8 protein-coding genes are annotated in these 14,777 nt (G+C 54.3%); all 8 read right to left on the bottom strand.

The features are described 5' to 3' along the window. Nucleotides 1-25 precede the first annotated feature (25 nt). The 8 genes from WMO29_RS00150 to WMO29_RS00115 all read right to left on the bottom strand — a co-directional run bounded on the left by WMO29_RS00150 (nt 26) and on the right by WMO29_RS00115 (nt 14,773). A complete protein-coding gene (locus WMO29_RS00150; protein ID WP_349163256.1) occupies nt 26-814 on the bottom strand; it encodes a prepilin peptidase in 789 nt (262 codons plus the stop codon). 90 nt (nt 815-904) lie between these two features. Beyond that, a complete protein-coding gene (locus tag WMO29_RS00145; RefSeq protein ID WP_349163255.1) occupies nt 905-1,393 on the bottom strand; it encodes a hypothetical protein in 489 nt (162 codons plus the stop codon). Between the two features lie 25 nt (nt 1,394-1,418). Next, the gene (locus WMO29_RS00140) at nt 1,419-1,874 is read right to left on the bottom strand and encodes a prepilin-type N-terminal cleavage/methylation domain-containing protein (RefSeq protein ID WP_349163254.1); all 456 of its coding nucleotides are present in this window, start codon (nt 1,872-1,874) and stop codon (nt 1,419-1,421) included. A 78-nt stretch (nt 1,875-1,952) separates the two neighbouring features. After that, the gene (locus WMO29_RS00135) at nt 1,953-2,687 is read right to left on the bottom strand and encodes a type IV pilus modification PilV family protein (RefSeq protein WP_349163253.1); all 735 of its coding nucleotides are present in this window, start codon (nt 2,685-2,687) and stop codon (nt 1,953-1,955) included. Continuing rightward, nucleotides 2,684-3,088, bottom strand: a complete 405-nt coding sequence (locus tag WMO29_RS00130; protein WP_349163252.1) for a PulJ/GspJ family protein — start codon at nt 3,086-3,088, stop codon at nt 2,684-2,686. The genes WMO29_RS00135 and WMO29_RS00130 overlap by 4 nt, the downstream gene beginning before the upstream one ends. After that, entirely contained in the window at nt 3,075-3,890 is an 816-nt protein-coding gene (locus WMO29_RS00125) for a hypothetical protein (RefSeq protein WP_349163251.1), read from the bottom strand. Before WMO29_RS00125 ends, WMO29_RS00130 begins: the two co-directional genes overlap by 14 nt. A gap of 39 nt (nt 3,891-3,929) precedes the next feature. Continuing rightward, nucleotides 3,930-13,733: a prepilin-type N-terminal cleavage/methylation domain-containing protein gene (locus tag WMO29_RS00120; RefSeq protein ID WP_349163250.1), complete on the bottom strand. Its 9,804-nt coding sequence runs from the start codon at nt 13,731-13,733 to the stop codon at nt 3,930-3,932. A 131-nt stretch (nt 13,734-13,864) separates the two neighbouring features. Continuing rightward, nucleotides 13,865-14,773: a dihydroorotate dehydrogenase gene (locus tag WMO29_RS00115; protein ID WP_349163249.1), complete on the bottom strand. Its 909-nt coding sequence runs from the start codon at nt 14,771-14,773 to the stop codon at nt 13,865-13,867. Nucleotides 14,774-14,777 lie beyond the last annotated feature (4 nt).

The following is a 14,777-nucleotide window of genomic DNA, read 5'->3' as shown; positions in this document are numbered from 1 at the left end:
TATGTAAACTATTTCACTGTCGCTTCTACAGTGCGCTCAGATACCAGGCTGCGATCTGGTCGCCCCAGAGGGCTGCCACCGCCAGGCCAAAGGCCAGAAAAGGCCCGAAAGCGAACTGGTCGCTCTTTTTCAGCCGTTTTGTAGCCAGCATAAAGGCCGCGTAACCGCCGCCGGAAAGCAGGCCGAAAAACATGGCGCAGACAATGGCGTCCATGCCGAGAAAAAGCCCGGACGCCGCCATAAGCTTGATGTCGCCGCCGCCGAAGGCTCCCGGCACGATCAGCGCCAGCACCAGCATGGGAACCGACACAATCAGCGCGCCGAGCAGACGATCCCCGATTCCGTGCTCCGGAACCAGAAAGATCTGCGCCGCCGCCAGGATGGCTATGATTATGTGAAATCGATTATAGATGATCTGGGTGTCCCAGTCTATCAGGGCCACCACCAGTAATATTCCAAGATAACAAAAAACCACCGCGCCCTCCAGGGAAATCAGCCCGGTGTGTCCAACTCCATAGCGCCACGCGCACAGGATCCATGCCGCTCCTCCGGCCAGCTCGCCAAGGAACGCCCGTTTCGGGATCGGCGTGCCGCAGTCCTTGCAGCGTCCGCGTAAAGCCAGAAAGCTTACGCAGGGAATCAGCTCTGCCGGGGTCAATACCCGCCCGCAGGCTGTACAGTGGCTCCGCCCCTTCACGATTTCCTCATCTCGGGGAAGCCGATCGGCCACCACTCCTAAAAAGCTGAAGATGCAGGCTCCGAAGAGGAACCTTATCAGCCAGAGAATTCTTTCTAAAATCACTAATTCTGTCATATCAAATGTGTTACTTTTTCCCGCAGGACTTTTATCCTGCTCTGCTTTTCATAGCTGTATCAAAATTTGTTCTGTGCGCTTCCCGCACTTTTACGGATCGGTATCCTCGTCCCCGATCATCAGCCGGTCATGGTATACGGTGTATACATGGGTGCTCCGGTCATACCAGACCGTATACTCGTTCTCCTGATAGATAAATTTCTGCACCCGGTAACCGCTCTCGTCGGTCTGAAGAATCCAGAATTCTCCCGGCGCCTTACTTAAGAAAAGGACGTCCTCATAGACGCCCTCGGCCACGCCGCCCTGCTTTGCCGCATCCGCAAAGGGAGCGCTGCCGCCGTACTGCCCGGTGGAGGTCACATCCAGCGCCATCCTTACAGACCGGGCGTTCCGGAGCGCTGTCCGGGCGTCCGCCCGGTACAGAAGCTCCAGCGCACCGGGCGCTAAGAGGACCACCACCAGAAGTACGAGACAAAGGACCGTAAGGGTCTGCCGGAGCCAGCGGTGTTGCTTTTCCTTATTCTGTTGTGCAGAGGCGGGGTGCTGGGTGGGCATGGGGTACGGTCCTTTCTTTTTCATAAATCACTCTGTAATAGTTAATTAACTATTGAACATTATATGCGCCGTCAGTACCAGTAGTCGCATCCTTGGTATATACACAAGTTTTTCCGCCATTTGTATATGTAAGACTTGTTACAACACCTGCATTTGAGTATGTTTCTGCCCCAACTGCACCAGTTGTAGTTCCAACAACAACTGCTGTTATAGTTCCTTTCACTTCTGCCAAATCTTTAACCTTTGCATATGTCAGATTTGTATTGGATCCGCCAAACTCTAATTTTGCGCCTTCAACAGCCTTTCCATATTCTTCATCAACCAGTGTCTGCGCAGCCATTACTGCCTGACGAGTCTCAGCTACGATAGATTTTCTCTTAGCCTTATCAATATACCCAGTCAGTGCCGGTACCAGCAGGGCTGCCAGGATAGCCAGAATTACCAGTACAACGATCAGCTCTACCAGTGTAAAGCCTTTTTTGTTCTCTTTGAGTTTCTTAAACATTTCTCTTTTCTCCTTTTTCTTTACAGATATTTTCTATATAAGCGCCCGGGCAGGCGTCTATATCTTGTTTGTACGGCCTTACGGCGTGTTATTCATTACAGTCGTTGCCGTCACACCCTCACTATACTTTATTTTATAACGAAAATCAAGGATTTCCGTGTCAGATATTACCAGTTCTGTGCAGTTCTCATCCTGATATAATGCCACATCGGCAACCAGAGAGCTCAACGCCCCACCGTCTGCCGTTTCATCCGGTACCCGGTAGGTCACCTTCAGGTAATACCCCATATAAAAGCCCTCGCCGTAGGCCTCCGCAGCCGCGCGGGCCACCGGCTTGGTACCGTCCGTGTACAGATAGGTGCCATCGTTTTTCCGGTTATAATACCGGGCCAGCAGCCGTCCTTTCGGAAGCGCTTCCTGAGTACCGATGACATTTTCCAGATCATTTCCCCGGTACAGGGTGGTCTCTTCACAGCCGTCAGTGGAAATCAGCACCACGTAGCCGTTGGAATCCAGAAATTCCATGGCGGTTCCGATCTCATTTCCAACCTGATCCGCAATCTGCGCGCCATCCGGATAGAGCTTCACATAGCCGCAGGCATCATTTGCCAGATCCCGTACCTCCGTCATGGCTGTATCCAGAATGGACTCTGCGTACTGGGTCTTCTGCAGCCGCAGATACACCCGGTAAGCGCCGCTCAGCACCCGTGCCGCCATGCCGATCAGAATGCTCATCAGAAGCAGGGATACCAGTGTCTCCACCAGCGTCGTTCCCGCGCGTTCCCGCAGGATTCTATGCTTCTTTTTTCTCATGGCGTGTCACCTCCGTCCTCATCGGAGCCGGAACCGTCTGACTTCTCCGGTGGGTGATACAGAAGAAAGGAAACATCCTTTGCCTTTTTTTGATACAGCTCCACTTCCACGGTAAAGCCTGCAGCGGAACCCATCTGGGTAAAATCCGCATTGACAGCGCGAAACGCCAGATCAACCGGCTGATTCTTCCCGCCGTCCCGGGGCGCAGCCTGAGCCGTACTCAGTTCTTTCAGAATCTCCGCGTTTTCCTGTCGGATTTCCTGATTTTTCCGCATGGAGGCGTTGCTGTAGGATACCGCTCCCTGGAGAATTCCCATCATCAGCAGGAAGATAAAGATGCTGGCCATAACCTCCACCAGCGTATCCCCGGAACGGGATCTCAGTGTCTTAATCGGTCCCATTGGTATCGCCTCCTTCCGGATCCGGCGGCTCCGTATCGGTAGTCTCCGTATCGGTATAGGTATTTTCCACAAATTTACATTCTGTCACATTGGACGCGTCATACTCATAACGGATATCCTGAACCGGATCCGGATCATAGACCGGTCCGACAGCCGTGCCTGCATGCCAGTCCTTTCCATCCCATACCAGCTTCTGTTCCCCCTGCCAGAAATTCAACGCGTATTTCTGCTCCCGGGTATATTCTGTACTGTAGGTGTAGGTTATGTCGTCATAATAGGACGTCACATCCACTATCACCAGATAGCGGCGCACAGTCATGCGCTCCAGCTCCGCGATGGTCGTCCCGTAATTACCGGCTCCCGTCGCCGGGATTGTGCCTCCGAGGCTGACACTGCTCTCACTTTCGTTAATTTCCTTGGTCAGGGTCACACGCAGGTTGCCGTAGCCTTCCAGACTTTTGGCGCTGCCTGCATACAGGTTCTCAAGATCCGTGCCCTCCGGCATAAAGGAATAGGGGGTATCCTCCGCGTACTGGTTTCCGTCCAGGAAACGGTTCACAAACTCGAAGAAGGACGCGTCCGGATCGGAAAGCTCCTTATCCAAAGCTTCCGCAAAGCTCTGAGCCAGCAGATAGCTCCGTTCCTCCTTCAGGCGCCCGGTACTCTGGGAGGTCAGAAGTCCCGCTGTATACAGGATGGCTGCGGCAAAGGCCACGAAGAAGGCTGATACACACAGCACGATGACCAGAGACACACCCTGACGGCTGTTTTTCCTTAGTTCACGCATTCCTTTTCGCTGCAACGGAACTCCCCTCCTTTCTTTTTTATGGTCTGTTTCATCTTATTTCAGTTCCACCTTTGCGCGCTCTGACGCGGCGTAGGCGTCGCTCTGGTCTGCCGGGTTCTCTGACAGGTTGGCCTCCACATTGGCCCGGACGGTCACCTTGCTCACGATTCGGCTGCTTTCATTGGGGAAGGTGGTTTCCACCGTACTGCCGTCCTCTGCCTCATCCCTCGCAGTCAGTTTATTGATATCCGGAAGCTCCAGGCTGTAGCTCCAGGTGCCGTCGTCATTCCTGGTGGCATAGAGCGCCGCTGTCTCCTGCACGGTGTAGTAGCTTCTCGCTCCGGACGGGGTATCATAATAGCCATGCGCCGCCATATCACCCGCAATTACATCCGGATAGGCCAGGTCAAAGCGCCAGGTATTTTCATCCGTCTTCTTAACTGCCGCTTCTGACCAGTCATTGACGTTATAGCCACTCAGGCCCGACCACTGCTGGCTTACAGTTACGCTGTCCCCGCTCTCCTGAATCCGGATATTTCTTGTCAAATCTACGTCCGCTTTCTCCGTCGAAGTAACCTCATATACGTCAGCGCCGTCCACACTGCTCCAGTTGATCCGGGTGTGCTCTGCTTCCCATGGAAGCTTTGCCGGCTGTCCTGCGATATCCGGAGAATCGCTGACCTGTGCATCCACCTCTGTCCATACGGTATCAGAGCTTATATCCGGCGTATCCAGCTTCACATACGGCAGACGGAATGCCTGTCCCGCTTTTGTCCACGCGGAGCTTACGCTGCCGCTGCCGGAAGAGATCCGCGCGTAGAAGGCAATCCATTTTCCGGCATAGTCTATGGACAGATTCTGCAGTACATGATAATACTCTATACTGCTCTTTACATCCATCTGTACCGGAACCCGGTTTTCCTGATAGCTTACCGGATATGCGGCAAGGTAGGTTCCGGGATTCGTAAGGCTTGCGTTCTCTGCATCTTGCTGATTGTTATAGATATACGCGCACAGCAGGTACGCGCTGCCCGCAGGCGGAATGCTGTCCCGCTCAGCAGACAGATTGATCTGCAGGCTGTTCAGAAACTCCGCAGCCGTCACCGGCACCTGTTTATCGTATTGCCAACGGGCATTCCAGCTGACCTTCGGCGCAGCCAGACGGCTGGGGATCGTAAGCTCTGTGGTGACGCCGGGAAGGCTGTCCAGATACTGGCTGTTCTCCTCGGCCATGGCCTTCAGGTAGATAACCACCTTCTGGCCGGCGTAAACCTCCAGGTTCACGTTTTCTGTATACACATCGGATTTATCTGCCGGTACCGGCCCGCCAAGGGCCACGGCGTCTGTAAGACTGCCGTCGCTTCCGTAGGTCTGAATATAGGCCTGGTAGCCCTTCAGCCCTTCCTCGGACAGATTGGCCGCCCAGCTTAACTGATAGTTCAGTTCATTCTCATCCGCATTGGTTACGGAGGGCTGTCCGGGCGCTTCCAGGCGCTCCTTAACCAGATAGCTGCCCGTCGATGAAAGGCCCATTTGCTTTGTCGTGGCCGTATTCACGCCGATGCGTGTCACCTTCAGCTTCACACTTTGGTAGTTCCAGTCGGAGCCGTCGATATAAAGTGTCCGGCTGGTGTCATCTTTGTAATATCCGTCTGTCGGAATGATAACCTCCCGGCCATCCGCGTCGATACCGGTCAGGGAGACCTGGTAATGGGCTTCCTCCGTCGCCGCCAGACCCGGATCCCAGGTAAAGGTATAGAAGCCATTCTCATCCGGGGTCATGCGAGTACCCGTGTCCGCGTCCACCAGCTCCGGCTTCGGAAGCCAGGTGAAAAGTGTGCCGGTCTCATGGGCGTAATCGCAGAACTGATATCCCGCGTCACTTCCTCTGCGCGCCCAGATAGTGCTGTTGGTGTTATGCCACTGTTCCGCTCTGGTACCGTCCTCCTCTTCTGTGACGCCAAGCAGCTGATGCATATCATAATTCGCGTCTGCAGAATCACCGTCCACGCCGATATCATAGGTATAGACCGGTCCCAATCCCGAGGCCGCGTACCAGATACGCACCCGCATATTGGTCGCGTCTCCCACGTATTCCGGAAGCGCCGTAAAGTTTCCTGTGGCGGTTCCTCTGGATACGGTCAGAATATCGGTCTGGGCCAGTACAGTATCCGTCTGCACACTGCCGTTCGTATCCTTCCAGTCGCCAATCAGCTCCGCGCGGTAGATGGGCGGGGTGGTCATGGCGCCGGACGACGTCAGACTGACCTCAATCGTCAGATCCTCCAGCGTCGTACCGGATACAGTGACACTGCCATTCAAAAGTCTGTTTCCGAAGGCGGTTGCCAGCTGATACTCCGGCTTTCCGATGCCTTCTCCGCCAGGCAGGCTGACTGCAGTCGATGCCACCTGCGAAGCCTGAATATCCGTGGTTCCGCTGTTCATGGTCGTCTGCGCTGTCATCTGATAAATGGCATTCTTGTTCTGTTTTACCGGAAGCTGCTGAACCGGATTTTCCGCTGTCAGGACCACATTGCCTTCGCGTTCAATATTTACCACCGTCTGCCAGCTGTCATACGCGCTGTACGCATCCAGATTATTCAGACTGATTTGGTACGCGAAATTATTATTATTCGGCCCTGTGTAGATGAGCTGAATCCGGATATCCGGATCCGGAAGCGTCGGGTTCAATACACTGCCGCCGGACACCTCGTCGGAATCTTTTACATCATCAAACATACTGATCGCCCTGACAATGACGTTCAGTTGCCCTGTCAGCTCGGTATCCGCAGGAAGCTCAAAGCTGCCAGCTTCCGTATATAATGTATGGGTATAGCTGTGTCCCTCACTGTCCTCCAGTCTCACCATGTACGCAAACGGATCGCAGGGATCTGTGGAGGATGGATCTACACCTGCCTCCTGCAGGGTCGAGGGCGTTATCTCCACTTTAATCTTTCCCTGCTCCACGGACGCTGTTACATTCTTCGGGGCAACCAGCTTATTGTCCTTGATGCCCTCCAGCCGCCGGTAGCTTGTGCGCGCATTGACAAATACGGTATCGTCCACGTTTACTGTGGATTTATTTTCCAGATCTTTGTACCCGTATGGCGTATCTTCCAGATAATATAAAATCTTGCCAAGCTTTCTTCCGGTACTCTTCTGTATGATGTTGTTATTCTCGTCAATGTAATCGCCGTTTGTACCTGACACGGAATCTCCGATGGTGATATCCGCCACAAAGTACTTTTCCTCATCGATATCGTACATAAATGCGGACGGATTCGCGTGCAGTCCTCTCAGCCATTCCGACATGCTATAAGCTATCTTGGTTCCCGAACCCACGGTTTCCCCATGCCCGATACTCACATCGTCAAACTGATGGTCGCCATTGTCGCTGCCGTTCATATAGTAGTTATGCGCCCGGTTACTCTCCGGACTAATGGTTCCGGGACCGTTTGACTTGGAGTAACTGGATTGTGCGGAATAAATCGGCGAATTGTTCGGGCTTTGGTATGTAGTCGTCATTCTTACCGAATAATTATCCTTGACGATGGTATGATTCTTCCATGCCTCCGCTCCATAGCGATCTCCGAAGATACCCGCTGTAAACTGGGCTCCCTTCAATACTCTTGCGAAATTCCGACACCGCTCAATGCGGATAACCACATTTCCGGTGGACTTCTTAATCGTCTCTCCTGCCGGATTATCGCTGGACAGGAAACCAAAGATTCCGGACGCCATAGACGCGGAATAGATCTCCACACCCGGCGCATTTACACAATCCAGGATCTGGACTGTATAGCTCTGGGATTTCTCCGGGCTGGTCGCCTCGTAATTGGTAATATTTCCCAGTATTCCAGCACTGTCATTCGCGCCGGTCTGACCTGCGTCACTTTCCTCCTTGGAAAATGTATGTTTTCTTCCGTTTGCAGTAAAGATACTTCCGTAATTTCCGCATCCTATCAGGTTGTACTCATTATTCTCATAAGCATGGTACAGCTGCGCCACGATGCCGCCGGACGCTCCGATCCATGCCGTTCCATAGGTGGTCTGCAGACTTCCGTAGTTCCGGCAGTTCGTAATCGTTCCGCCGGTGCCAGTCCACTGTCCCATGATGCCGCCTGAATAATGAGAATTATAGCAATAGATCATTCCATAATTGACGCAGTATTCCAGACGCCACTCACTGCTGGTGGAATTGTTCTGGTTTCCGATGATACCGCCCGCGAAACGGTTGGTGCTGCCTGTTTTGATCTGACGGCCCACAAAGGCTCCGTTTACCAGATACTCCTGATCCTTTTCGGACTCGTTCATACCGATGATACCGCCGGTACCGACGCCGATGGCCTCGGATTTATTGTTCAGGAACCATTTTCCGGATACACAGCTGTTCAGGCTGCCCGTGGTACTGTTGTAAGCGGTGATACCGCCCAGGTTACCGTTGCTGAGCATCCGAATCTGCAGACGGCCGGAGGTGACTTTTCCGCCACTGCTGTAGCTTAAGTTTTCAATGTCTGTATTGTTTTGCCAGTTTACATAATCTGTTATCGGGGTAAGTCCGTTTTTCGTCACGTTCTCATTGATCTGATCCAGCACCTTTGCGTTTTTCTTATCGCCGGTATCTGCCAGCACTGCCTTTGTCTGATTGCTTCCGGATCCAGTGATGCTGCCCTTATTGAAGCCTGCGATACCGCCCAGCATACCATAACCGGCAGTCAGGCTGCTCTTCTCGTTGTTGGTCAGGACGCAGTTCTCGATGGAGCCATTCGTCTCATTCTTACCGGTGACGCCGCCTGCGTGGCTGGCCAGGGCTTCCTTCTGCTCCGTGGTGCTGGTGCTGGTGGCCGTGTAGACGCCCTGAATATTCATGACGATCTGCGCTACCGTACACTCATGCAGAGCCGCGTAGTTGATGCCGGCGATACCGCCGTAGCAGTTGCCTGCCGCGCTCCGGCCCTCTGTGATGGTACCGGAATAGCTGCTGGCTGTAACCTGCGCCTGTGCCGTCGCGTCCCCGTCGGTCTCCGGACCATTCTGGCCTGTGATGCCGCCCAGATAACGATAGTTGGTAAAGCCTTCGAAGTTCAGGCCGTTGGCTGTAATATGATTGACCTTATTCTCATTGACGCCCACTGCGCCGCCGACGGTCAGACTGCCGCTGCCGGAAAGCTCCGGCATATAAGTAAGCTCCGTATCTGCTATGGTACCCTTGTTTCTTCCCGCGATACCGCCGAAGATGGAAGCTGTTCCCGCAAGCTTTACGTTGGCCACCGGCATGCTGCCCGTGATGGTGCCCTCGTTCAGAGCGCAGACTGCGCCCATCTCGTCTTTGCCGCGGCCGATGAGTGTCACCGTACCGCCGTTTGTATCATTTACACGGCTGTCCGCAACGGTACCCTTATTTTCCGCCACGATACCGCCCACATAGCCGGCGCTGGAGGTGACGTCGCCATAGTTTACACAGCCGGTAATCGCACTTTCATTTACTGCGGTAATACCGCCCGCCGGGCCCTCGTCCGCGCGGACATCGTCAGAGCGGTTCACAGCCCGGGTAATTTTGCCGCGGCTGGTTCCCACTACGCCGCCCGCATTGCCTTTAGAAGCACGCACCAGCTTCACCTGACTGACCAGATAGGTGCTCTCATTGTCAAGGGATCCCTCATTGATTCCGATGATGCCGCCCACGCTGCTCTGTCCCATAACCGTAAGGCCGCTGCCTGCGGCTACCACCTGGCTGTTCTGTCCGCCGCTGATACGGAGCTGACCGCCTGCCTCATTGACGCCCACGACGCCGCCGACGCCTTCGCCGCGGCTGCCCTGTACAGTTCTTGCCGCCGTATCCGAGGACGCGTCCGCCAGCTCAATGAGACCGCTGTTGCGTCCGGCTATGCCGCCCGCGCAATTGCCTGCCGCCGTCACATTGGCCGCGCTTGCGCAGTTTTTGACCAGACCGTCTGTCAGGTTCCAGGACACAATGCCGCCCACACAGTCCTTTCCGGTGACGGTTCTGCCCTGCTCTGTCCGGCAGTCTTCAATGGTTCCCGCTGTGTATGTTTTACTCTTATCTGTATAATTCTTGGTCTCCTGAGAGGTCCGGATATTGATGGAAGCGATACCGCCCAGGTAATTCAGGCCCGCGTTGCCAAAGTTGCCGCTTAAGGCACAGTTGTAGATATAGCCGCCGTTCAGGCCCACGATACCGCCGATGCCCACGCAGCCGGACATATTGCCGGTATTGCTGCAATGATCGATGATCTGGTTTTCCAGATTGACGCCCACGATGCCGCCCACAAAATGAAGCTTCACAGACGCTGCCCCGTCAGGAGCTGCGCTGTTTACCTCCCTGCTTTTTACATAATTTCCCAGCGCTACGCCGTCATCCGCGCCCACCCGGCTATAGAGAGACAGATTGCCCGCGTTCCGGCAGTTCCGGATGATAAGCTGACTGCCACGCTCGCAGTAGCCCAGGACGCCGCCTGCGTAATAGCCCGCCTGGATGGGAATGTTGTTGCTGTCTACGGTAAATGCAGCATCGGTATTGCCGGCTGCCGTCAGGATCAGTCTGCCCTCATCCGCAGAAGCCTGTACTGCCGTCGGCACATGACTGTCATCCAGACCCGGAAGCAGCCGCTGATTGCCGACCTTCTGTGCTGCGGCCAGCGCTTTCAGAATCGGTTTGCCGCTTTCCGCGCCTATCTGGCCGGCCCCATAGGTCCGCTGGTAGCCGATGACGCCGCCCACAAAGGCCTGGCCGCGGATCACGCCCAGGGAATTCTGCGCACGCAGACCGTTCGCCGTCACTTCCTGCCCGTTCAGCTCCACCACGTTCGCGCCGATGACGCCGCCCACATAATAGCGACCCTCCACGCTCCGGGGTTTAATGACCAGCTCTGAGGTCAAGACAGACTTGGACGCGTTGAGGCCAAAGCAGCCGCCTACCCCGTCGCCGTCGCCGTGAATCCGGCCGCCGATCAGATCGTATTCCGCGTCCAGGATTCCCTGTACGTCGTTAAAGCCTGCGATACCGCCCACATAGCTTCCGCCTGCCACGATACCGGAGACAGATTTTACCATAACCTTCTGGCTTGCGCTGTCAAATGTGATCGCCCCGTTATTGTAGCCTGCAATGCCGCCCACGTAATCGCCGGTGGCCTTCCATTTATCCACGATCATATTGTAGATGGAGCTGTCATAGTCGGACAGGTAGCTTACGCAGTCCTGGATCTTCGCCTCATATTCATTATAGCCGACGATGCCGCCCGCGTATTTTTCCGTGGCTGCGGCTACGCCGTTATTGACACAGTTTTCAAGAGTCACGCCCTTGGTATTGATACCGGTGATGCCGCCCGCATAATTTTTACCGATGACATAGCTACGATTAGTTGTAACTAACACCTCTTCGGTATTCCGGATGGAGCTTCCTACTTCATTTCCAAGGCCTCCGGCGATGCCGCCCACATAATTCTCACCCAGGACATAACCGTTCTTCTGAGTCTCACAGTTACTTAAGATGGTGTAATTGCCATAGCCGACGATGCCGCCTACATAATCGCCCTTCAGCACCTTGTCCTGCTGCGCGCTGTCGTAGCTGTAGCCTCCGGCTCTTCCGGACGCAGTCTCGCAGTCGTAAAGGACCGCGTTATAGCTGTAACCGGTAATGCCGCCGAAATAGTGACCTGCGAAGGTATCCGCATCCGCCAGGACAGAGCTTAAGATCAGGCCGTCACTGCTGCTGCCGGCCACGCTGGCCACTGCCGCATGATTCGCTTCGGAAAGTCCTTTCCCATTCTTTGTGCTTCCCTCCAGTTTGCCCACGATACCGCCGGTAAACAGATTGCCGGTTACATCCGCATGATTTTCGCAGGTGTTCAGCTTCGTGATGCCTTCTCCCTCATTGGCCAGATACGCGTAGCCGACGATACCGCCGACGCCGTACCGCACCGACGACGCGTCTCCATCCTCTGCCGGAAGCTGCACATCCATGGTTCCGTCCATGGAAAGCTTTTTTATGATCTGAAACCGTACCGCCTGATACTCGTTCGGCTCGGCAGCCGTCACCTTTGCCAGTACACCTGCGATACCGCCCACAGCTGCTTTCGCGCCATCGGTTTCGTCCAGTCTCACATACACCGTATCGCTGTCTTCACCCTCTGCTTTAGCGGACGTACCTGCTGTCTTATCTGCCTCTATAGTAATATTCCGCAGTGTGCCCTCGCTGCGTCCGGCCAGAATGCCGACGCCCTTCAGCTTCGTAAAAGGATGCTCCTGATTGGATGTCAGCTTCAGACGCGGATCTGCCAGTGTCACATCGGAAATCTTTCCGTTATTTTCGGCAAACAGGCCCAGGTAGCTGGTATCATGCCCGGTATCATGCCCTGTTCCATAAATTGTATCCGCCGTTTTGTTATCCAATATGGAAGAAGCTCCCAGCTGCAGATTGGAAAGCAGGGTTTTATCCCCTTCTCCCTTCAGCACTGCATCCTTTGAAAGCTGCGGGATCGTCGGAAAGTCCGTCACTTCACTGCCATTATCCGACCAGCAGGGCTTTGAGATCGAATCCCCGCCCTCCGGCTGCAGACTGTACAGGCCGGTTCCCACCGCAGCCCAGTCCATGTTTTTGGCTGTCAGGGTATAGGTTACCTGTCCATTCTGATTCCGGTAACGGATATTGGACAGATGGCGCCAGGTGCAGATTTCCACGGATGTCCCCTTGGTTTCGTCACCGTACAGGGTCTGCGCTGTATTGGATGCCACGACCTCGCTGTCCCGGTATTCCTGGGTCAGCTTCACCCTCGGATCACTTCCCGCGTAGGCTGTTGCCTTGACCGTGGCATAAATATTTTGATTTTGTCCAAGCTCTGAAGCCACATTCGCCAGACGTAAGATACTGGTGCTCTCGGTCTCTTCGATACCGCTTCCGCTTTTCGCATCCAGCGTGCCAAGCATCTCTGCCGACATCATAGCGTCCAGTACCAGAGAGTAGCCGTTAGGGCTCTGGCTTACCGGGAAGTCCCAGGTACCTTTCTCATTGCCGTCCTTATCCAGCAGGGTAAAGGAAGCCATCTCTGAGGTGGATCCGCTCTTGCCGTCCCATCCCTTTGTACCCATATCGTTGGGAGACATCATGAGGCTGAACAGTTTTGTTTTATCGTCGGCCTTATAGAAGGTCAGCTCATAGCTGACTGCATTCTTGATTTTCGCGTTGGAGGACCAGTTCAGGGTCAGCTTTTCACTGTTTAAGAGGCTGATAGTGGTAATACGCAGACGCACCGGATCCAGCGCTGCCACGTTGACGGTATCCTCCACGGAATAGTAACCCAGCAGACGCTTCTGCCGACTCTCATATTCCCGCTCCTTCATGGTCAGGTAACCGTCCGCGTCTTTCTCCGCATAATTCAAGCCCTTGCACCTGGTTCCATAGAACGCAGAATAGACCTCGCCCGATTCCATATCGATCTCAATGGCGACGGCCCCGTTTAAGAAGCTCTTATCATAAGCAGAATCATCCAGAAGCTGCAATACAAGCTTGCCCTCTTCCGATGGGCTCTGATAGCTGTCCGCGTCCAGCGTAATCGTATAGATACGGCCATTCAGCTTTGAGGCTTCCTCAAACACAGCCGCTTCTCCATTCTTTTTTACTTCCCTCTGAAACTGTTCCCACTGTCCGGAGGAACGATACCAGGTCAGCTTCGACTCTGCCGCCAGATACACGGTCCGGGCGTTGGATTCATTTTTTCGAAATTCCGCAATTTTCCAGTATTTAACAAAAAAGGGAACCGCGATTGCTGTGATGATAGCCATAATCACCAATACAACTGTAAGTTCCGTCAACGTAAAGCCTTTTCTTCTGTTTTTCATTCTCTATCATCCCGTAAAACCTTTATCATTTTAAAAAATATCATTTTTTAATATAACAAAAAGCACTGGGATTGTCCAGTGCTTTTGCGGGTTGTAATTACAATCTGTAATGTTTTCTCCGGAAATAATTTCTAGTGAACTGCGCCTATCAGCTCGTTGATATCGGCCACCTGATACTTCTTCATGTAGGCCAGAATGCCCTCGGCGGTCTCTTTTGCCGCGTAGGGATTGGCGAAATTGGCGGTTCCCACGGATACGGCGGTGGCTCCGGCCAGGATGAACTCCATGGCGTCGTCGCCGTTCGTGATGCCGCCCATGCCGATAATCGGCAGCTTCACCGCGTTTGCCACCTGGTAGACCATGCGCACGGCCACGGGCTTTACTGCCGGACCGGACATGCCGCCGGTCTTATTGGCGATGGCGAAGGTACGGCGGTTGATGTCGATCTTCATGCCGGTGATGGTATTGATGAGGGACAGCACGTCCGCACCGCCTGCCTCTGCCGCCCGGGCCATCTCGGTGATGTCCGTCACATTGGGGCTCAGCTTCATGATAACCGGCTTTTTTGCGTACTTCTTCACAGCCTTTGTAATGGCTTCCAGGGCTTCCGGCTTCTGGCCGAAGGCAATACCGCCCTCCTTCACGTTGGGGCAGGAAACATTGATCTCCAGCATATCCACGTCCGCGTCGGACAGGCGCTCCACCGCGTCACAGTAATCCTCGGTGGTCTTGCCGCAGACATTGACGATGATTTTGGTATCAAAGCGGCGGATCTTCGGCAGATCCCGCTCCAGAAATACGTCCAATCCCGGGTTCTGAAGCCCGATGGCGTTCAGCATGCCGCTTTTTGTCTCGGCGATACGCGGGGTCGGATTGCCGGGCCAGGGCACGTTCGCCACGCCCTTGGTCACTACGGCCCCGAGATCGCCCAGGTCGTAAAATTCTCCGTATTCGCCGGCGGATCCGAAGGTTCCGGAGGCTGTCATCACCGGATTTTTCAGTTCCACTCCGGCCAGCTTTACACTTGTCTTGTATTCCATAGCT

Source organism: Laedolimicola intestinihominis (assembly GCF_040096155.1).
Taxonomy (GTDB): Bacteria; Bacillota; Clostridia; order Lachnospirales; family Lachnospiraceae; genus Laedolimicola; species Laedolimicola intestinihominis.
This window is presented reverse-complemented; position numbering and strand designations above follow the sequence as displayed.